At 34.2% G+C, this 17,518-nt stretch carries 18 protein-coding genes; 1 reads left to right on the top strand and 17 read right to left on the bottom strand.

The genetic code is table 11. The features are described 5' to 3' along the window. Nucleotides 1-50 precede the first annotated feature (50 nt). From hisB to fabG, 12 genes are all read right to left on the bottom strand, one after another. Complete coding sequence (hisB, locus tag C1H87_RS00650) at nt 51-1,184, bottom strand: bifunctional histidinol-phosphatase/imidazoleglycerol-phosphate dehydratase HisB (RefSeq protein ID WP_102758127.1); 1,134 nt, start codon at nt 1,182-1,184, stop codon at nt 51-53. A 122-nt stretch (nt 1,185-1,306) separates the two neighbouring features. Next, complete coding sequence (gene hisC / locus C1H87_RS00645; RefSeq protein ID WP_102753964.1) at nt 1,307-2,365, bottom strand: histidinol-phosphate transaminase; 1,059 nt, start codon at nt 2,363-2,365, stop codon at nt 1,307-1,309. Between the two features lie 21 nt (nt 2,366-2,386). After that, nucleotides 2,387-3,670, bottom strand: a complete 1,284-nt coding sequence (gene hisD / locus C1H87_RS00640) for a histidinol dehydrogenase (protein ID WP_102753963.1) — start codon at nt 3,668-3,670, stop codon at nt 2,387-2,389. A 5-nt stretch (nt 3,671-3,675) separates the two neighbouring features. Further along, nucleotides 3,676-4,095, bottom strand: coding sequence for a GNAT family N-acetyltransferase (locus C1H87_RS00635; protein WP_102758126.1), 420 nt, complete (start codon nt 4,093-4,095; stop codon nt 3,676-3,678). Between the two features lie 7 nt (nt 4,096-4,102). After that, a complete protein-coding gene (gene hisG, locus C1H87_RS00630; RefSeq protein ID WP_102753962.1) occupies nt 4,103-4,960 on the bottom strand; it encodes an ATP phosphoribosyltransferase in 858 nt (285 codons plus the stop codon). A gap of 336 nt (nt 4,961-5,296) precedes the next feature. Next, nucleotides 5,297-6,847, bottom strand: coding sequence for a glycoside hydrolase family 5 protein (locus tag C1H87_RS00625; RefSeq protein WP_102753961.1), 1,551 nt, complete (start codon nt 6,845-6,847; stop codon nt 5,297-5,299). A gap of 18 nt (nt 6,848-6,865) precedes the next feature. Beyond that, nucleotides 6,866-7,246: a hypothetical protein gene (locus C1H87_RS00620; protein WP_102753960.1), complete on the bottom strand. Its 381-nt coding sequence runs from the start codon at nt 7,244-7,246 to the stop codon at nt 6,866-6,868. A 117-nt stretch (nt 7,247-7,363) separates the two neighbouring features. Continuing rightward, nucleotides 7,364-7,762, bottom strand: coding sequence for a LytR/AlgR family response regulator transcription factor (locus C1H87_RS23240; RefSeq protein ID WP_158655072.1), 399 nt, complete (start codon nt 7,760-7,762; stop codon nt 7,364-7,366). 446 nt (nt 7,763-8,208) lie between these two features. Next, nucleotides 8,209-9,024, bottom strand: a complete 816-nt coding sequence (locus C1H87_RS00610; RefSeq protein ID WP_102753958.1) for a prohibitin family protein — start codon at nt 9,022-9,024, stop codon at nt 8,209-8,211. A gap of 12 nt (nt 9,025-9,036) precedes the next feature. Next, nucleotides 9,037-10,980 (bottom strand): vWA domain-containing protein, encoded by a 1,944-nt coding sequence (locus tag C1H87_RS00605; protein WP_233783277.1) that lies wholly within the window; start codon nt 10,978-10,980, stop codon nt 9,037-9,039. A gap of 90 nt (nt 10,981-11,070) precedes the next feature. Further along, a complete protein-coding gene (locus C1H87_RS00600) occupies nt 11,071-11,637 on the bottom strand; it encodes a hypothetical protein (RefSeq protein WP_102753956.1) in 567 nt (188 codons plus the stop codon). Nucleotides 11,638-11,641: 4 nt separating this feature from the next. Further along, entirely contained in the window at nt 11,642-12,388 is a 747-nt protein-coding gene (gene fabG / locus C1H87_RS00595) for a 3-oxoacyl-[acyl-carrier-protein] reductase (protein ID WP_102753955.1), read from the bottom strand. A 233-nt stretch (nt 12,389-12,621) separates the two neighbouring features. On the opposite strand from fabG, the gene C1H87_RS00590 reads away from it, so the two are divergent. Next, on the top strand, nt 12,622-13,314 hold the full coding sequence (locus tag C1H87_RS00590) for a DUF6970 domain-containing protein (RefSeq protein WP_102753954.1): 693 nt from the start codon (nt 12,622-12,624) through the stop codon (nt 13,312-13,314). A gap of 73 nt (nt 13,315-13,387) precedes the next feature. Here the strand turns inward: C1H87_RS00590 and C1H87_RS00585 are convergent, their stop codons facing one another. The 5 genes from C1H87_RS00585 to lpxA all read right to left on the bottom strand — a co-directional run bounded on the left by C1H87_RS00585 (nt 13,388) and on the right by lpxA (nt 17,517). After that, complete coding sequence (locus C1H87_RS00585; protein ID WP_102753953.1) at nt 13,388-13,963, bottom strand: DUF4082 domain-containing protein; 576 nt, start codon at nt 13,961-13,963, stop codon at nt 13,388-13,390. Between the two features lie 247 nt (nt 13,964-14,210). Next, nucleotides 14,211-15,083, bottom strand: coding sequence for a succinate--CoA ligase subunit alpha (gene sucD, locus C1H87_RS00580; RefSeq protein ID WP_102753952.1), 873 nt, complete (start codon nt 15,081-15,083; stop codon nt 14,211-14,213). Nucleotides 15,084-15,187: 104 nt separating this feature from the next. Next, entirely contained in the window at nt 15,188-16,132 is a 945-nt protein-coding gene (locus tag C1H87_RS00575) for a UDP-3-O-(3-hydroxymyristoyl)glucosamine N-acyltransferase (protein WP_102753951.1), read from the bottom strand. A 7-nt stretch (nt 16,133-16,139) separates the two neighbouring features. Next, nucleotides 16,140-16,706, bottom strand: coding sequence for an elongation factor P (efp, locus tag C1H87_RS00570; protein ID WP_102753950.1), 567 nt, complete (start codon nt 16,704-16,706; stop codon nt 16,140-16,142). Nucleotides 16,707-16,731: 25 nt separating this feature from the next. Continuing rightward, nucleotides 16,732-17,517, bottom strand: a complete 786-nt coding sequence (lpxA, locus tag C1H87_RS00565; RefSeq protein ID WP_102753949.1) for an acyl-ACP--UDP-N-acetylglucosamine O-acyltransferase — start codon at nt 17,515-17,517, stop codon at nt 16,732-16,734. Between the last annotated feature and the right edge of the window lies 1 nt (nt 17,518).

The raw sequence follows: 17,518 nt of genomic DNA, 5'->3' as shown, positions 1-17,518 counted from the left end.
CGATTTACGATTTAATAAGTTCGTAATTCGTCAATCTTAATTTTTAAATTTTATAAAACTCCTTTTGTACTTGGCAAAATCATTTTCTCGACATCTCGTTTAACAGCCATTTTAATAGCTTTGGCAAAAGCTTTAAAAATAGCTTCTATTTTATGATGTTCGTTTTGTCCTTCTGCCTTAATGTTTAAATTACACCTAGCCCCATCTGTAAACGATTTAAAGAAATGGTAAAACATTTCGGTAGGCATTTTTCCAATCATTTCACGTTTAAAATCTGCTTCCCAAACCAACCAGTTTCTTCCTCCAAAGTCAATGGCTGCTTGTGCGTAGCAATCGTCCATAGGTAAACAGAATCCATAGCGTTCTATGCCTAACTTATCGCCTAAGGCTGTATTAAACAGCTCACCAAGTGCAATGGCGGTATCTTCTATGGTATGGTGTTCGTCTACTTCTAAATCGCCATCTACTTTAATACTAAGGTCTAATTGTCCGTGACGAGCAATTTGATCCAGCATATGATCGAAAAAGGCTAAACCTGTATCGATATCGCTTTTCCCCGTGCCATCTAAATTAACTTGAATAGCGATCTTAGTTTCGTTAGTGTTTCTAATAATCTCTCCGGTACGGGCACTCGTTTTTAAGAACGCATAAATTTCTTCCCAATCATTGCTTTCTAATGCAATAAAGGCGTCTAATTGCTCCCTTTTTACGGTAATTTCATCAGTACCTAGATTCGTTTCGTCATTTATAAAAATTCCTTTTCCTCCTAAGTTTTTGGCTAGCTCAATATCTGTAAGCCTATCGCCTATTACAAACGAATTTTCTAGATCGTAATCATCAGAAAAATATTTTGTTAACAAGCCTGTGTTGGGCTTTCTTGTTGGCGCATTATCTTTTGCAAAAGTTCTATCTATAAACTGTTCTTTAAAAACAATTCCTTGATCTTCGAAGCATTTAACTATAAAATTATGAATGGGCCAAAAATCACTTTCAGGAAAGGATTCTGTTCCTAGCCCATCCTGGTTGGTAACCATAACTATTTCATAATCCAATTCTTTAGCTATTTTACCCAAATACTGGAATACTTTAGGATAAAACTCTAATTTTTCGAGTGAATCGATTTGCTCGTCTGCTGGTTCCCTTATTATGGTTCCGTCTCGGTCTATAAATAGTACTTTTTTCATTTCTTCTGTCATTCCTGCGCAGGCAGGAATCTTTTTAACTTAAACTTAAATTTTCTATGTTGGATTCCTGCTTTCGCAGGAATGACAATTCGTTTATATTATGCTTTAATCATTAATCAAGTTCAGGATTCAGATATCAATAAAAGGGCTTTTATCAATATCTCATTTTCCTCTCTAGTACCAACAGTTAATCTCAAGCAATTTTCGCACCCCGGCTGTGTGGTTCTATTTCTTATAACTATACCTTTTTCTATAAGTTGATTGTAGCGCTTTGTGGCATCATCAACTTTTACTAAAACAAAATTAGCATCAGACGGATAAATTTTTGAAATGTAACTTACAGATTCCAATCCAGAAATTAGATTTGCGCGTTCTTTTAAAATATCGTTGATCTGGTTTGTTGCTAAATCCTTTATACTTAATTGTTCTACAGCCTTTTGCTGTGTTAGCTCATTTACATTATAAGGCGGTTTTATTCTGTTTAAAACCGAAATAATCTCGGTTGATGCATAACAAATACCAAGTCTAATTCCCGCCATTCCGTATGCCTTAGACAGGGTTTGGGTAACTATTAAATTTGGAAATTCTTCTAATCTATCAATCCAACTTTTTTCCTTCGAAAAATCTATATAGGCTTCATCGATAACAACAATTCCTTTAAAGGTATTCAATAATTCTTCAATTGATTGGCTTGAAAAACTGTTCCCTGTAGGGTTGTTTGGGGAACATAGGAAAAGAATTTTACTGCTATCGCTTGCAGCATCCAATATCGTTTCTACTTGTGGTTGAAAGCTTTTAGATAGCTGTACTTCTTTAATTTCAATAGCGTTAATGTTTGCTAAAACGCTATACATACCATATGTTGGTGGTAATATAATGATATTGTCGGTATTCGGTTCGCAAAAAGCTCTAAAAATAAGATCCAATACTTCGTCGCTTCCATTTCCTAAAAGGATATTTTTCGAACTAATACTTTTAATCTCGGAAAGCAGTTCCTTTAAATTGCCTTGCTGTGGGTCTGGATAACGGTTTACTCCGTTTTCGAATGGGTTTTCGTTTGCATCTAAAAACACCATGGCATCGCTATTCCCCTGAAACTCATCTCTTGCCGATGAATAGGGCTTTAATGCTTTTATCGTGGGTCTTATTAAGTCGTTTATGTTGAATGTTGTTGTTTTCATTTTTGAACTAAATTCATGAGATTAAATTAAATCTTTTAATCTAATTGATACTGCATTTTTATGCGCTTGTAAGCCTTCTGCTTCGGCCATTAGCTCTATGGTTTCTCCTATATTTAACAACCCTTCTTTCGAAATTTTCTGAAAGGTCATGCTTTTTAAAAAACTATCCAGGTTTACTCCAGAATACGCTTTTGAAAACCCATTGGTTGGCAGTGTATGGTTTGTTCCGGAAGCATAATCCCCTGCGCTTTCGGGTGTGTAGTTGCCTATAAACACCGAACCTGCATTGGCTATTCCATTTACATAAAAATCTTCATTCTTAGTGCAGATAATAAAATGTTCTGGACCGTATTGGTTAATTAATTCCAGTGCCAATTCATTATTCTCTATGTAAATTAGTTTAGAGTTTGCAATCGCTTTTTCTGCAATGTCCTGTCTTGGCAGTTCTTTTATTTGTTTTTCGACTTCTTCTGAAACCGAACTAATCAGTTCTTTTGAGGTAGATACTAAAATAACCTGACTGTCTGCACCGTGTTCTGCTTGACTTAATAAATCTGAAGCGATATAGGATGCTTTAGCCTCTTCGTCTGCAACAACTAAGAGCTCACTTGGTCCGGCTGGCATATCAATAGCAACACCAAATTTGGTAGCTAATTGTTTTGCAACGGTTACGTATTGATTTCCTGGTCCGAAAATTTTATAAACTTGAGGTATGGTATCGGTTCCAAAAGTTAATCCAGCTACGGCTTGTATACCACCAACTTTAATAATTTTTGTTACGCCACAAAGTTGTGCTGCAAAAAGAATTTCTGAAGCTAATTGGCCTTCTTTGTTTGGAGGCGAACACAATACAATCTCTTTACAACCGGCAATTTGAGCTGGAACTGCCAACATTAAAACTGTTGAAAACAAAGGCGCGGTACCTCCGGGAATATATAGTCCTACTTTTTCAATAGGGCGCTTTTCCTGCCAACATTGCACACCATTTGTAGTTTCTACATCTATTTTAGACGTTTTTTGAGCGGTATGAAAAACTTCAATATTTTTTTTAGCCTTTTTTATAGCATTTTGAAGTTTCTCAGGAACATTTTGAATGGCTTGCTGAATTTCTTCTGGCGTTACTACATTTGATTTTAATGAAACACCATCAAAACGCAATGTATAGTCTTTTATAGCTTTGTCGCCTTCTTGACGTACTTCGTTAAATATCTGATTTACTGTAGCCTCTATATCTCCAATGGTTTGCGTAGGGCGCTTTAATATGTCTGACCAAGTATCTTTATTTGGATTCTCTATTGTTTTCATTGTTGTTACAGTTTTTTAGCAAAGTGATATGCTATCTTTTCATACCCCATAGTTTCCCAAAATTTGTGTCCTTCAGTATTACCCAAATAGCAGTTTAATTCTGAAGCCACACAACCATTAGATTTCCCGTAATCCAAAACCCAGTTAATTAATAACTTTCCTAAGCCTTTTCCTTGATATTCAGGTAAAAGATACACGTTATCTGGTTCAATATGTTTACCTACATAATATTTGGTTAATATCCATAGTCCTGAAATACCTATAAGTTTTTCATCATCATATAACCCAACACACTTATAGTTACTTTTTATCATGTCGTTTAAACGTTCTTCTAATACGTTTTTTTCTATTTTCGGATTGAGCTTATTGAGCAATGGTAGTATGCTTTGGATATTTTCTTCTTCTATGAGTTTAGTAGAATACATTTTAAAATTATAGTACCATTTTTTCAATAGGACAAACTAAAATGCCTTGAGCACCTTTGTCTTTTAAATCATCGATAACATCCCAAAACTCATTTTTGCTTATTACAGAATGTACAGAACTCCATCCTTCTTGTGCTAAAGGCAATACTGTTGGGCTTTTCATACCTGGTAGTACATTAATGATGTCTTGAATTTTTTCGTTAGGTGCATTTAGCAAAATGTATTTAGACTGTCGCCCTTTTAATACGGATTGAATTCTAAATTGAATCTTATCGAGAATTGCTTGTTTGTCGTCGCTTAAAATTGGTGAAACAGCTAATACGGCTTCCGATTTTAAAATTGTTTCTACTTCTTTCAAATTGTTTTTAAACAGCGTACTTCCACTGGAAACGATATCGCAGATAGCATCTGCCAATCCAATATTTGGAGCGATTTCTACCGAACCATTAATAATATGCAGATTAGCAGAAATATTGTTTTCTTGTAAATAGCCATTAACGGTGTTAGGGTAAGATGTGGCTATTCGTTTTCCTTCTAAATCTTCTATGCCTTTATAATCAACCGATTTTGGCACGGCAATACAAACTCTACAGGTAGAAAAACCTAATTTTTCGGCGACACGAATGTCTTTACCTTTTTCTATTAATACGTTCTCACCAATAATAGCGGCATCTACCACCCCATCTTTTAGGTATTGGGGAATGTCTCCGTTTCTTAGGTAAAAAACCTCTACAGGAAAGTTTCTAGCCGAGGCTTTTAGTTGATCTTTTCCGTTATCGATAGATATGCCAATATCTTTTAAAATTCTCATCGAATCTTCGTTTAAACGACCCGATTTCTGCACTGCAATTCTTAATTTACTCATTTTATTGTTTTTATGAGTTTGAAACAATCTACTTTGGTATTTTAAATTAAAAAACCCGCTTGATTGTCTCAAACGGGTTTAAAAAATATGTTGATTTTATTCAATACATCTTCACTTCGCTTGAGAGCAAATATGAAAATGATGATGATGTAATTGAATAAAGTTCATGACTTATTTTGTTTATGCAATTTTATAATATATTTTTCTATTACACAAGTATTAGGATAATAATTAATAATACTATAATATGAAAAAGCTTTAAATCGTTACAATGCAATTAATATTGCTTATTAGTGCAAATATTGTAAAAAATGATTTTGAAAGCTTTCTAGCTTTTTAATTTATAGTCTTGATTTGTATCGACCAATCTCCTCCGTTTGCTGGTGCATAAAACAAGGTGCCACCAAACCATGATATTGAATTGACTTTACCTAAACCGGAAGCTTTTACATGTACAGATTTAGGATCGTTAGATGGTACAAATATTTCAAGATGATTCCCTGATTTTGCTCCGCTTCCTTTTGCTGAAATTTCTGTGTCGTCCTTCGACCAATTAACTTGATCTATAGCTCCGGGTGCAAAGCGCACAGCCATTTTTTTGATTACATCTACATACTCAGTCCTCATACCGTCATACGAATTATCTTCACAGTTTTGATTAAAAAATCCCCACGTCTCGGTTATGTTACCATCGCGTGCTGCATAATAAGCATGTGGGTCGCCACAGGATGTATGCCATGACCATATCGTTGCTCCAAATAAGTTGTTATCTTGCTCGTATAAATGTCGTTGAAAATAATCATCGTTTGGATCTTTTGCACGTTTAGGTGAACCTCCCCACTCCCCTACAACTATTGGTGCTCCTTTGTAGAGCTCGATAGTTTCTTTTGTGGCACGTGCAAATCCTTCTTCAAGCTTACCGTCATTAATGCCTTCTTGATATATATGCGGTGAGTACACCACCTGATCGTCGTGTTTAAAAGGCTCAGGAGCCGGAAATCCTACAGCTTGCCAGGCAATGGTAGGCTCAAAAAAGAAAAGTCGTTTGGGGGCACCTATTTCCTTTTCTGCCAGTCGCATTGCCTGTAAAGCGTTTTCATAAAATTTTGACAATAACGGATATGTTTCTTCCAAAAACTGGTTTGGTTCGTTCATGATATCATATCCAGCTACTGCATTTGTGTTGGCAAACCGTTTAACAAGGTGCGCAAACATATTTACATATCTTGTTTGAATGCCCATACCTCCTGGGCCTTCCTTGTTCTTGAAAAAATTCACCCATGCGGCTCGTACTGCTGGTACCAGTTCTCGATGGCTTGTTTTACAGCGCGATTCATTGTCGTCAAAAGTTGCCCATTCTGGAGCACCATCCCAACCTTCTGCTGTTACCCCTTCGGTACATATTGTACCGGGAGGCGCAGCAAGGGATGCTCCCCATGCATCTTGGTGCAAATCCATTAAGGTATAAACCCCTCTTTTGCTAAGCATATCAACAGTTTTTGCAACTTCATCTAAATAACTGTCATCGTATTTGCCCGGATTTGGTTCTACACGCGACCAACTTATACAAAGACGCACCATATTCCATCCCATAGCGGCAATTAAGTCGGCATCGTTTTCCGTAAAGGGGTAATTGGTTATTATTTCGGGATCGTATTGCCAATATTCTATATGTGAGTTTGCGTTAACGCCTCGAAGTAAAATTTGACGTCCTAATGAGTCAACAATTATACCTGGTTTAGCTCCATCAACTACAGCTCTTAGAGCAGATAAGGGAGCGTCTGGTTTTGGCGGCTGATCAAGGTTCGCTTTTTCAGAACAACTAAAAAGAAGCAAAGAAACAGCTATTATTATCGTTGTTACAATAATGATAAATTCCTTTTTCATGGTAAATCTCTGGTTAGGTTATTTTTTCTTCTTGCTAGCTTTCAAATCCATTTCCGGAGCATCGGGCACCAAAACTTTTCCGTTTAAAACACCATCAGTGTTTACTAATGAAACACGTATTAGAGCATTCTCTATATACATTTGAAAAGACAAAGTTCCATCAAGAAGTTTCACAGTTTCTGCATTAAATACCATGCCATTTTTGAGCGTAACCTTTACGGCTAATTTTTTGTTATTTTTAAAAATAGTAATATCTCCTTCTCGGTAATCGTAATCAGCTTGTTTGCATACAAATTCCCAAGTTCCTAAAAAATGTTTTGTTGATGTTTGGGATTTTGCAGTAAAAACGATAGACAAAATTAAGCATGTTGCTAAAATGATAACTGGGTGTTTCTTCATAATCAGTTTTGGATTTAAAGTTTATATATACAATAACCTATAAGCGTGTTATTGTTTCCTTAAATTTCAAAACTAACAGTTAGTTTTAATGGATTGGAGAAAATGTGGTGAATAGAGCTATTTAGGGATAGATGAAATGATAGATTGAAACGCCGTGGTATAATTTCGTGAAACAGGAATAATGGTTTCTGTGTTTTTAATATGTAAATATAATCTCCCTGATTTTTTTTGTGCCATTTTAATCTTATCCAGATTTATCATATATGATCTATGACATCGCTTAAGACTAGTGTTTTCGAAAATAGATTCGATAGTCTTTAAAGTATTTCTTATTAGGATATGCTTTGTCTTTTCGTTATCAACATAATGTACAGAAATATAGTTGTCTGCCGATTCTATGTATAAAATATTTGAGAATACTAGAGATAGTTTTACCACCCCGTTCTCGTCAGGAATCCCTATTAACCCAGTTTTATTATCAGAAGATAATACTAATTCCTTGTCCTTTTTTTCCATGGAACTTATAAACAGCAAACCTATAAAATAAGGAAGTGAAATACCTAAAAGAGTATAACGAAAGGCTAGCAAATACTCTCTTAAAAATGGTGCATTTGAGCTTCCGTATATCAAATAAAATATAAAAGCAATGACAATGATTTCTCCCATGAACCAAAACAGAAAAACGAGTCGATTAAAACTTATTATTCTAACAACGTTTCGAACCAGGAACTGAGAAACGGCTATAATTACGGAGGCTATAAGGCTAAAACTCGAAAGTCTTAGAAATTGCTGAATACCGGAATCGTTCCGCCAGAGGTTAATGTTAAAGGGGTGAAATATATTAACGAATATAATACCAAACCCAAAGCAAAAGCTAATTAGTATCAGCTTTTGCTTTGGGTTGTTTAAAAGTGTGAATGATTGGGACAAAAAGTGCTTCATACACTTTTTAAATTATTTTATTATTGGTTTCCTAGTATAATAGGCATTCCAGAATCTCCAGATCCAATAACTATAACTTTACTATTTGGTGATTCCGACAGTTTAATTGTTGCTTCTATACCTTTATCTTGAAGAATTTTATCTGTTAAGGAAGCACTTAATATGCGGTTTGCATCAGCTTTACCCTGTGCTTCAATAATTACTTTTTCTGCTTCTTTAGCTGCTGTAACCAATCTAAACTCATATTCTAAAGATTCCTGCTCTTGCCTTAGTTTACGCTCAATAGCTTCTTTAATCGTGTTAGGTAACGTAACGTCTCTAACTAATACTTCATTTAATTGAACATATTGTTTTTCAAGAATTTTTTTGGTTTCTTCATAAATTTCATCTTGAATAGCGTCACGTTTGCTAGAATACAACTGTTCTGGCGTGTAACGTCCAACAACACTACGAGCTGCAGAACGAATAGCTGGTTGTATAACACGCTGTAAGTAGTTTTGCCCAAGAGACTGGTGCAAATTACCCAGATCTTTATAAACAGGTTCGTACCAAGCAGAGGCATCAATTTGAATTTCCAATCCATTTGAAGACAGCACCTTCATTTTTTCAAAAAGTTCTTGTTGACGTACTTCATAAACAAATACTTTGTTCCAAGGCGCTACTATATGAAACCCTTCTGCCATTGGTGGCTCATCTACAACCACACCTTCTCCAAAGGTCTTAAACAATACACCTGCTTCACCAGAATCTATAGTTACTGCAGATTTTGCTAATATTACAACAAGTATAATAGCAACAATAATTACAGGTAATGCTACTTTTGGTAATTTTTCCATTATTATTTCAATTTAAATTAATCCGTTATATTTTCTAATAAACCACTCTAAACCTAAGCTTAAAGCGATAATAATGAGTAGATATTTCCACTCAATCAAAGGTATGATATTTTTATTGCTTTTTTGAATGGATGCGAAACGATTATCGTTAATTAAATCACTTACCAAATCTTCAGTATTATTAACGAAATACCCTTTACCTCCACTGTTAGTAGCCAATTGTTGCAACTTTGTTACATTAGCATTTAAAAATTGTTGTTCTACGTTGTATTCTAAAATTTGAAAGGTTCCAGATTTGGATATATTCTCGTGAGTTGCTTTTACTGTAAAACTATATTCTGAAGGCGGTAAACTGCTCAAATCGACCTGAAAATTGTTGTTTTTAAGTATGAGTGGGAATGTTTTTGTTTCTTTTGAAATATTGTCTGTTACCGAAATATTAAGCGTTTCTCGAGTATCGAAAACATAATTCTTATCAAAAAACTCTGCCTTGATTATTATGTTACTACTGCCGTTATAAAAAGATTCGTAATCAACATTCAATCGGTTTTTTCTCTTGTTCGATGCTAAGTACTGAATGAGCTTCCCTATAAAGTCATCAAATTGATTAAATGATTTGCTGTTAACATAACTTTGTGCTCTCCACTGCCATATGTTTTCCCCAAACAATACGCCTTCTCTCCTACCATTGGTTTCGTAAGTAACCAATAAAGGCTCTTCTGTTGCTATTCCGTTAATGGTCTTGTTTAAAATGGATTCGAATGGTATCGTAAAGGACACCCGTCCATAATTTGAGTTTAGTGGTGGAAAGGATTCAAAATCGATGTCATCAACTATAAATGGTGTATAACCAGTGTTTAATTCTGCTTGATAATTTTCGGTTTGATTTGTTATTTCATTTGAAAAACTCAGGTTGTTTTTGTTTAGAAAACTTAAATTCGTTTTGGTTCCTGAGATGGTAAAATGATTTTTATTATCCTTATTTATTGCTTCATACAAACCTTTAAATCTGTAATCTGGTTGATTAATAATAATTAATTGAAAATCATTTATTTGAGATATCGCTTCTTTTGAATTTAAGAACACAACAGAACGTTGTTCATTGCTTTCAATACTCTTCTTTAAAGCGCCTAAATCTGGATGTAAAAAATCGCTAACAATGGCGATCTTCGTTTTTTGATCAATAACTTCTACAGCAAAGTTTTTAGAATTATTGACCTTGTTTTTTTCGTAATCTATTGGAACTATAGTTGCTTTATAGCTACTAACGCCAACACTATTTGAGGGTAATGTAAAATTAACAATCTTAGAATTGTTTTCTTTAGAAAAACTAACCGATTCTGAATATACTGTGGTATTACCCTTTGTTACCAGAAACTGAGAATTTACAGTTTTATTACCATTATAAACCAGAATAACTTCTACAGGGAATCTGTTTTTTAAATAGGCATATCTGTTTACGTTTAACTGTTGGATTTTTAGGTCGGTATATGTAACTGTATCTCCTAATATTACAGGGTAAATGCTTTGTTTATATGTTGATGACGCATACTGATAGTCGTTACCATAAGTTTGATTCCCATCTGTAATGATTAGTGTTGGTGATGTGGTTTCCCTGTATATTTGGGATAATTGCTTAAAAGCATTGTTTATATTCGTTTGGTTTTCTACAAAAGTAACAGAGTCTGATGAGTTTAGCGATTCTCCGAATGTATATAGATCTACATTGAATTTGTCATTTAATTTATCATTACCAGACAGTTCTTCTACCAAAGCAACTGCTTGATTGCTTTGATTAAGATGTTTTATGGAACTAGAGTTATCTATTGCAATAACCAAATTTGGTTTTTCTACAGAAAATCGGACTTGCTCAAATTTTGGATTAACAAGTAACAAAAGAATTGAAAAAACAGTAAGGAATCTTAAAAAAGAGAAAAGCATGTTTAGTTTAGACATGCTTTTCTTTTTATGTTTATATTGAAAGATCGCTAATGATAGCGCAACAATTCCTGAAAGGATTATATATATTATCGTTTGACTATCCAATTATTGTTTAACTTTTATTAACTCAAAGGATTCAAAAAAGCGTTTGGCATTTATGTTTCCCGCATTCTTCTTTTCGTAAATAACTTGGGCTAAATACAAGTTGTAATCAACTAAAACTATTTTCATTTGAACAAGATAAACTACGTTAACAGATGGGGTACTATTTAATTCTATAACGATGCCCCTACCATTGTACCCATTAAAAGTAATCTTTTTATCTGAGACCAAAGTACCTTTTGTATTGGAAACAACGCCTTGTACATTACCATTTAAAACCTTGTTTTGTTCTTCAAACGTATCTAATCCATTTTCAAAAAATGACTTGGGATATTTTGTAAATGACGTCATATAAATTAAAATGTCATCATCTACTGTTTGCAAGGTGTACGAATCCATTTTTACTGACCCCTTTACCGTGGGCACATCTTCTACTCCTTTTTGAGGTTGAGCAGGAAACTCAACAACAAATGCATTAACCGTATCTTTAACTTTTACCCATTCTTTATTTTGAGCAGTTAAAGTGGAGACACAGGCGAAAAGAAACAGTAAAAAAGCATTCTTTACCATAGGGTTATGTTAGCATCCCTCCATCTACATTAAGAGTTTGTCCGGTTACATATGCACTCATATCACTTGCTAAAAACACACAAACATTCGCTATGTCTTCTGGTGTTCCTCCTCGCTTTAAAGGAATACCTGCTCGCCATCCTTTTACGATTTCTTCATCAAGTTTTGCGGTCATTTCTGTTTCTATAAAACCTGGAGCAACTACGTTACTTCTTATATTTCTTGAACCTAATTCTAAGGCAACCGATTTAGAAAATCCAATAATACCAGCTTTAGAAGCTGCATAATTTGTTTGCCCGGCATTACCTTTTACTCCAACTACCGAACTCATATTTATAATTGATCCTTTGCGCTGTTTTAGCATGGTACGTTGTACCGCTTTTGTCATATTAAAAACAGACTTAAGGTTTACTTCTATAACCGTATCGAAGTCTTCTTCGCTAATACGCATTAGTAAATTATCTTTTGTAATACCTGCATTATTTACCAAAACATCAATGCTTCCAAACTCTGCAACAACTTCGTTTGCTAATTTTTGGGCTTCATCAAAATTAGCTGCATTACTCTGGTATCCTTTAGCCTTTATTCCTAATGCATTTAATTCTGATTCTAATGCATTTGCAGCGTCTACCGACGAGCTATATGTAAATGCTACGTTAGCACCTTGTTCTGCAAATACTTTAGCAATTCCTTTACCTATTCCACGACTTGCTCCTGTAACTATGGCCGTTTTTCCTTCTAATAATTTCATTTAGATATATTTAATTTAACACAAAAACACAATTATATCCATCGTGTATTTTGTTCTTGAATTTCGTTAATAAATTAGATGTTCAAATATAGGAAATACAATGTTGTAACATATAAAAAATAACACAAAATCATATTATTGATGATAATTAAAAGACTGCTTTTAACGCAACCTTTATTTATTGGCTGCATCTAATAATTGAATTTAATACTAACTGTTGATCCCGAAGTACTATGAAATATTTTCTTCCTTTTTTATTATTAGCTCTATTTTTAGGATGTGATGAAACCGACGATAATCCTTCTTCTAAAATATGCTCAACTGATCCGCTTGAAAATATTGAATGGCTAAAAGAATTGCTAAATAGCGCAAATACTAACGATTTAGAAATAACACAGTATGATTATAAAAAGCAAACTGTTTTTTCAATAAATAACTGCATAGATTGTGCGGACAACCTTATTACCGTTTACGATTGTGACAAAAATAAAATTTGCGAATTTGGAGGTATAGCGGGATTAAATACTTGTCCTGATTTTGATACTGAAGCTATCAATAAAAAAGTATTGTATACCGACAGGAATTGTGATAAGGGAACTATAATTAGCTCTAAACTCTATAAAGCGCTTAAGTCGTCACCAATTACATCGGTAGAAATTAATGATAATTGCTTAAATATTACGTTTAGTATTCTCTCTACTCAAGACAAAATTAAAGATGTTACATTGGTAGATGCTGATGAAATACTGGAAAGCGACCCTATACAAAGACGCTTAAAATTCAGTATCAAGGAAAACCTTACTAAACCAACTTCTGTATCTGCTACAACTTCTTTTGATATTTCCAATCTTGCGGAGGAAGGGGAAACTATTATACTGAATATTGAAGGGTTTAATACCTCTATTAAATATACTAGAGTTCCCTAATTAATAAACAGATAAACACTGTTCGTTTATAGTAACCGAACAGTGTTTACCTTCTTTTTTGAAACGAAACGTGTTAATTATTAGGAATAAACTTTACATCAACCATTCCTAAATAAGCTGTTTTAACATAAGTCTCTGGCAGGGTTTGGCTCTGTCCAAAATACGCTCCGTAACCCAACACAAGAATATTATTAGTTTCTGCTGGAAACATCACATCTCCACCATCGTTAAATATGTAGTAATCGTTTGTGTTAATTGAAACGAAATATGCTGTGCCAGACTCTATATTTATAGGTTCAATGTCTTCAAAGGATAACAATCCTGAGCTGGAGGTAATTTCCATAGTTTTTAGCAGTTCTTCGGTATCAACATTCCAAAACGATACCCTGTAAGTATCATTATCGGGTACTCGAATTCCTAGGGCTGTTATTTTACCATTTTTAAAAGTTTTGAATTTGTATCCTAATTCAAAGGTGTTTGGACTGTTTATCTTTGTATTGGTTAATTCTATAACACCATCCTCAATCAAAGATTTCATGGGGTATTCTGGTGTGCTCTCAATAATTTTTATATCATCATCATTTTTAGAACAACTGATAAGGCTTAATCCTAAAATTAATAATCCTACTATTATTTTTTGTGTTTTCATGATTTCCTGTTTTTAGCTTTATACTAGTATATCAATCCAACAGTATTTTTGTTACCCTTATATTTTAAATTTATTTTAGTTGTAACTATTTATACGAATTTGCAAGATGTATTTACATATAAATAAACAGTATTTACTTTTTAATAAACTACTTGTAATTAAAACAGACCTGACAGGTCTCATAATGACACAAAAAAATCCGTTAACTAAAAGTCAACGGATTTTATATTTTAATGAATTACTAAGCTTAGCCTAGTACTTCGGCTACTTTCTTTCCAATTTCTGCTGGAGAATCAACTACATGAATACCAGAAGCTCTCATTATTTTCTTTTTTGCTTGTGCAGTATCGTCACTTCCACCAACAATAGCTCCGGCATGTCCCATGGTACGACCAGCTGGCGCTGTTTCTCCTGCTATAAAACCTACAATTGGCTTTTTACTTCCACTCGCTTTGTACCAATTAGCAGCATCGGCTTCTAATTGTCCGCCTATTTCTCCTATCATTACAACTGCTTCAGTTTCTGGATCGTTAATCAATAACTCAACAGCTTCTTTAGTTGTGGTTCCAATAATTGGATCTCCACCAATACCAATCGCTGTAGTAATTCCTAAACCTTGTTTTACAACTTGGTCTGCAGCTTCATAAGTAAGAGTTCCCGATTTAGAAACAATACCTACTTTTCCTTTTTTGAAAACAAAACCTGGCATGATACCAACTTTAGCTTCTTCTGGAGTAATAACTCCTGGACAGTTAGGGCCTATTAAGCGACAATCTTTGCCTTTTATGTAGTCTGAAGCCTTAATCATATCTGCAACAGGGATACCTTCTGTAATTGTTATAATAACTTTAATACCTGCATCGGCAGCTTCCATAATGGCATCTGCTGCAAAAGCAGGTGGTACAAAAATAATAGTTGTATCTGCTCCAACTTCTTTAACAGCATCTAAAACAGTATTAAAAACTGGCTTATCTAAATGTGTTTGTCCGCCCTTGCCAGGTGTAACACCACCAACAACATTGGTTCCGTATTCAATCATTTGACCAGCGTGAAATGTACCTTCACTTCCTGTAAATCCTTGAACTATAATCTTTGAATCTTTATTTACTAAAACACTCATAGGAGATATATTTGTCTTTTATAATTTTTTTGTTGAGCAAATGTAATTTTTTGTATTAAAATTTTAAAGTAAAACACTACTTTTTATTTTAAAAACACTTAGCTCTATTGATTGTCTTGTTCTTTTAACTTTTCCAGTATTTCTGGAATCTTTTTAATAGCTGCAATTTCTTTATATTTTGAGCGAAAATCGTCTGCAGGAATTCCAAAATACCCTCTACCGCCTTCTAAAGATTTACTAACGCCCGCTTTGGCAGATATCACAGCTTTTTTACCAATGGTGATACCACTGGTAATACCAACTTGACCCCAAATAGTTACTTCGTCTTCAATTACCACACAGCCTGCTATACCTACTTGAGATGCAATTAAACATTTCTTTCCAATAACAGTATCATGTCCTATTTGAACCAAATTATCGATTTTCGTTCCTTCTTTAATTCTAGTATCTGCTGTTACACCTCTATCTATGGTGCAGCCAGATCCAATATCTACATGATCTTCTAGAACAACACGACCACTTGATTTTAAACGATCGTAACCTTCTGGTCTGTTTTTATAATAGAAAGCATTACCACCTAAAACAGAGCCTGCGTGAATGGTAACGTTATTTCCTATTACGGCGTCATCATAAATGCTTACGTTGGAATGGATTGTACAGTTATCACCTATTACGACATTATGTCCTATAAAACTATTAGGTTGTATAACTGTATTTTTACCAATAATGGCTGTACTTGATATTTGACTATTAGCGGATTGAAATGGCTTGAAGTGGTTTGTAAGCTTATTAAAATCCCGAAAGGGATCGTCGCTAATTAACAATGCTTTACCCGATGGGCAATCTACTTCTTTGTTAATTAATACGATGGTGGCTGCAGAATTAAGAGCTTTATCGTAGTATTTAGGGTGATCTACAAAAACGATATCTCCTTGTTCTACCACATGAATTTCATTCATTCCCAATACAGGAAAATCATCAGCACCTACAAACGTACAATCTATTAATTGCGCTATGTTTTTTAAAGTGTATGGTTTAGGAAACTTCATTTATAAATTATTCCTTAACACGCTCTTTGTAAGTACCTTTGTCCGTTTCAACCTTTATCTTGTCGCCTTCATTAATAAATAAAGGTACATTAACTGTTGCTCCAGTTTCAACTGTTGCCGGTTTCGTTGCATTGGTTGCAGTATTCCCTTTTACTCCCGGTTCTGTTGCAGTAACTTCTAAAATAACACTAGCAGGCATTTCAACTGAAAGTGGCATACTATCTTCAGAATTAATCAGTACAGTTACAACTTCGCCTTCTTTCATTAGATCTGGATTATCTAAGGTGTTTTTTTGAAGTTCTATTTGAGAATAATCTTCTGTATTCATAAAATGATAGGTTTCTCCTTCATTATATAAAAATTGAAACTTATGTGTCTCAACTCGAACATCATCTAATTTATGACCTGCCGAAAAGGTATTGTCAATCACTTTACCTGTGGTAACGCTTTTTAATTTTGTTCTTACAAAAGCGGGGCCTTTACCAGGTTTTACATGTAAAAATTCAATAATTTTAAAAATATCATGATTGTATCTAATACATAATCCATTCCTAATGTCGCTTGTCGTTGCCATATTCCTTAATAATCTTTAGTTTAAATTAATTTGATTTGAAATACCCTTTCATAATACCTCGATGTGAATTCTTAATAAATTGCAGTATTTCATCACGTTCTGGTGTTGCTTCCATTTCGGCTTCAATAATTTCTGAAGCTTGGGTATTATTATAGTTTTTTTGATAGAGTATTCTAAAAATATTCTGAATTTCTCTTATTTTTTCGGTTGTAAATCCGCGTCTTCTAAGACCTACCGAATTTATACCTACATAAGATAAAGGTTCTCTTGCTGCCTTTACATAGGGAGGTACATCTTTTCTAACCAAAGACCCTCCAGTAACGAAGGCATGTTTCCCTACAGATACAAACTGGTGTACGGCTGTCATTCCAGCCAAAACAACATAGTCTCCTATAGTTATGTGGCCAGCCAGTGTACTGTTATTAGAGAAAATACAATTATTCCCTACTATACAATCGTGTGCAATGTGGCAGTATGCCATTATTAAACAATTATTGCCAATAACGGTTTTCATTCTGTCTGCTGTACCTCTATTGATTGTTACACATTCTCTTATGGTAACATTATCACCAATTTCTACTGTGGTATCTTCGTCGTTATATTTTAAGTCCTGTGGCACTGCAGAAATAACAGAGCCTGGAAAGATATTACAGTTTTTACCAATACGGGCACCTTCCATGATGGTTACGTTACTACCTATCCAAGTACCCTCTCCTATTTTTACATTGTTATTAATAGTTGTGAAAGGTTCAATTACTACGTTTTTAGCAATTTTGGCACCTGGGTGAACGTATGCTAGTGGTTGGTTCATA

It is taken from the genome of Flavivirga eckloniae (assembly GCF_002886045.1).
Taxonomy (GTDB): Bacteria; Bacteroidota; Bacteroidia; order Flavobacteriales; family Flavobacteriaceae; genus Flavivirga; species Flavivirga eckloniae.
This window is presented reverse-complemented; position numbering and strand designations above follow the sequence as displayed.

Bases quoted from the DNA above. Each gene is read 5' to 3' on its own strand.
- hisC (WP_102753964.1), bottom strand. From the start codon at position 2,365: ATGAAAACAACAACATTCAACATAAACGACTTAATAAGACCCACGATA.
- C1H87_RS00610 (WP_102753958.1), bottom strand. From the start codon at position 9,024: ATGGAAAAATTACCAAAAGTAGCATTACCTGTAATTATTGTTGCTATT.
- hisG (WP_102753962.1), bottom strand. From the start codon at position 4,960: ATGAGTAAATTAAGAATTGCAGTGCAGAAATCGGGTCGTTTAAACGAA.
- hisB (WP_102758127.1), bottom strand. From the start codon at position 1,184: ATGAAAAAAGTACTATTTATAGACCGAGACGGAACCATAATAAGGGAA.
- fabG (WP_102753955.1), bottom strand. From the start codon at position 12,388: ATGAAATTATTAGAAGGAAAAACGGCCATAGTTACAGGAGCAAGTCGT.
- C1H87_RS00635 (WP_102758126.1), bottom strand. From the start codon at position 4,095: ATGTATTCTACTAAACTCATAGAAGAAGAAAATATCCAAAGCATACTA.
- C1H87_RS23240 (WP_158655072.1), bottom strand. From the start codon at position 7,762: ATGGAAAAAAAGGACAAGGAATTAGTATTATCTTCTGATAATAAAACT.
- hisD (WP_102753963.1), bottom strand. From the start codon at position 3,670: ATGAAAACAATAGAGAATCCAAATAAAGATACTTGGTCAGACATATTA.
- C1H87_RS00575 (WP_102753951.1), bottom strand. From the start codon at position 16,132: ATGAAGTTTCCTAAACCATACACTTTAAAAAACATAGCGCAATTAATA.
- sucD (WP_102753952.1), bottom strand. From the start codon at position 15,083: ATGAGTGTTTTAGTAAATAAAGATTCAAAGATTATAGTTCAAGGATTT.
- C1H87_RS00590 (WP_102753954.1), top strand. From the start codon at position 12,622: ATGAAATATTTTCTTCCTTTTTTATTATTAGCTCTATTTTTAGGATGT.
- lpxA (WP_102753949.1), bottom strand. From the start codon at position 17,517: ATGAACCAACCACTAGCATACGTTCACCCAGGTGCCAAAATTGCTAAA.
- C1H87_RS00605 (WP_233783277.1), bottom strand. From the start codon at position 10,980: ATGTCTAAACTAAACATGCTTTTCTCTTTTTTAAGATTCCTTACTGTT.
- C1H87_RS00600 (WP_102753956.1), bottom strand. From the start codon at position 11,637: ATGGTAAAGAATGCTTTTTTACTGTTTCTTTTCGCCTGTGTCTCCACT.
- C1H87_RS00585 (WP_102753953.1), bottom strand. From the start codon at position 13,963: ATGAAAACACAAAAAATAATAGTAGGATTATTAATTTTAGGATTAAGC.
- C1H87_RS00620 (WP_102753960.1), bottom strand. From the start codon at position 7,246: ATGAAGAAACACCCAGTTATCATTTTAGCAACATGCTTAATTTTGTCT.
- efp (WP_102753950.1), bottom strand. From the start codon at position 16,706: ATGGCAACGACAAGCGACATTAGGAATGGATTATGTATTAGATACAAT.
- C1H87_RS00625 (WP_102753961.1), bottom strand. From the start codon at position 6,847: ATGAAAAAGGAATTTATCATTATTGTAACAACGATAATAATAGCTGTT.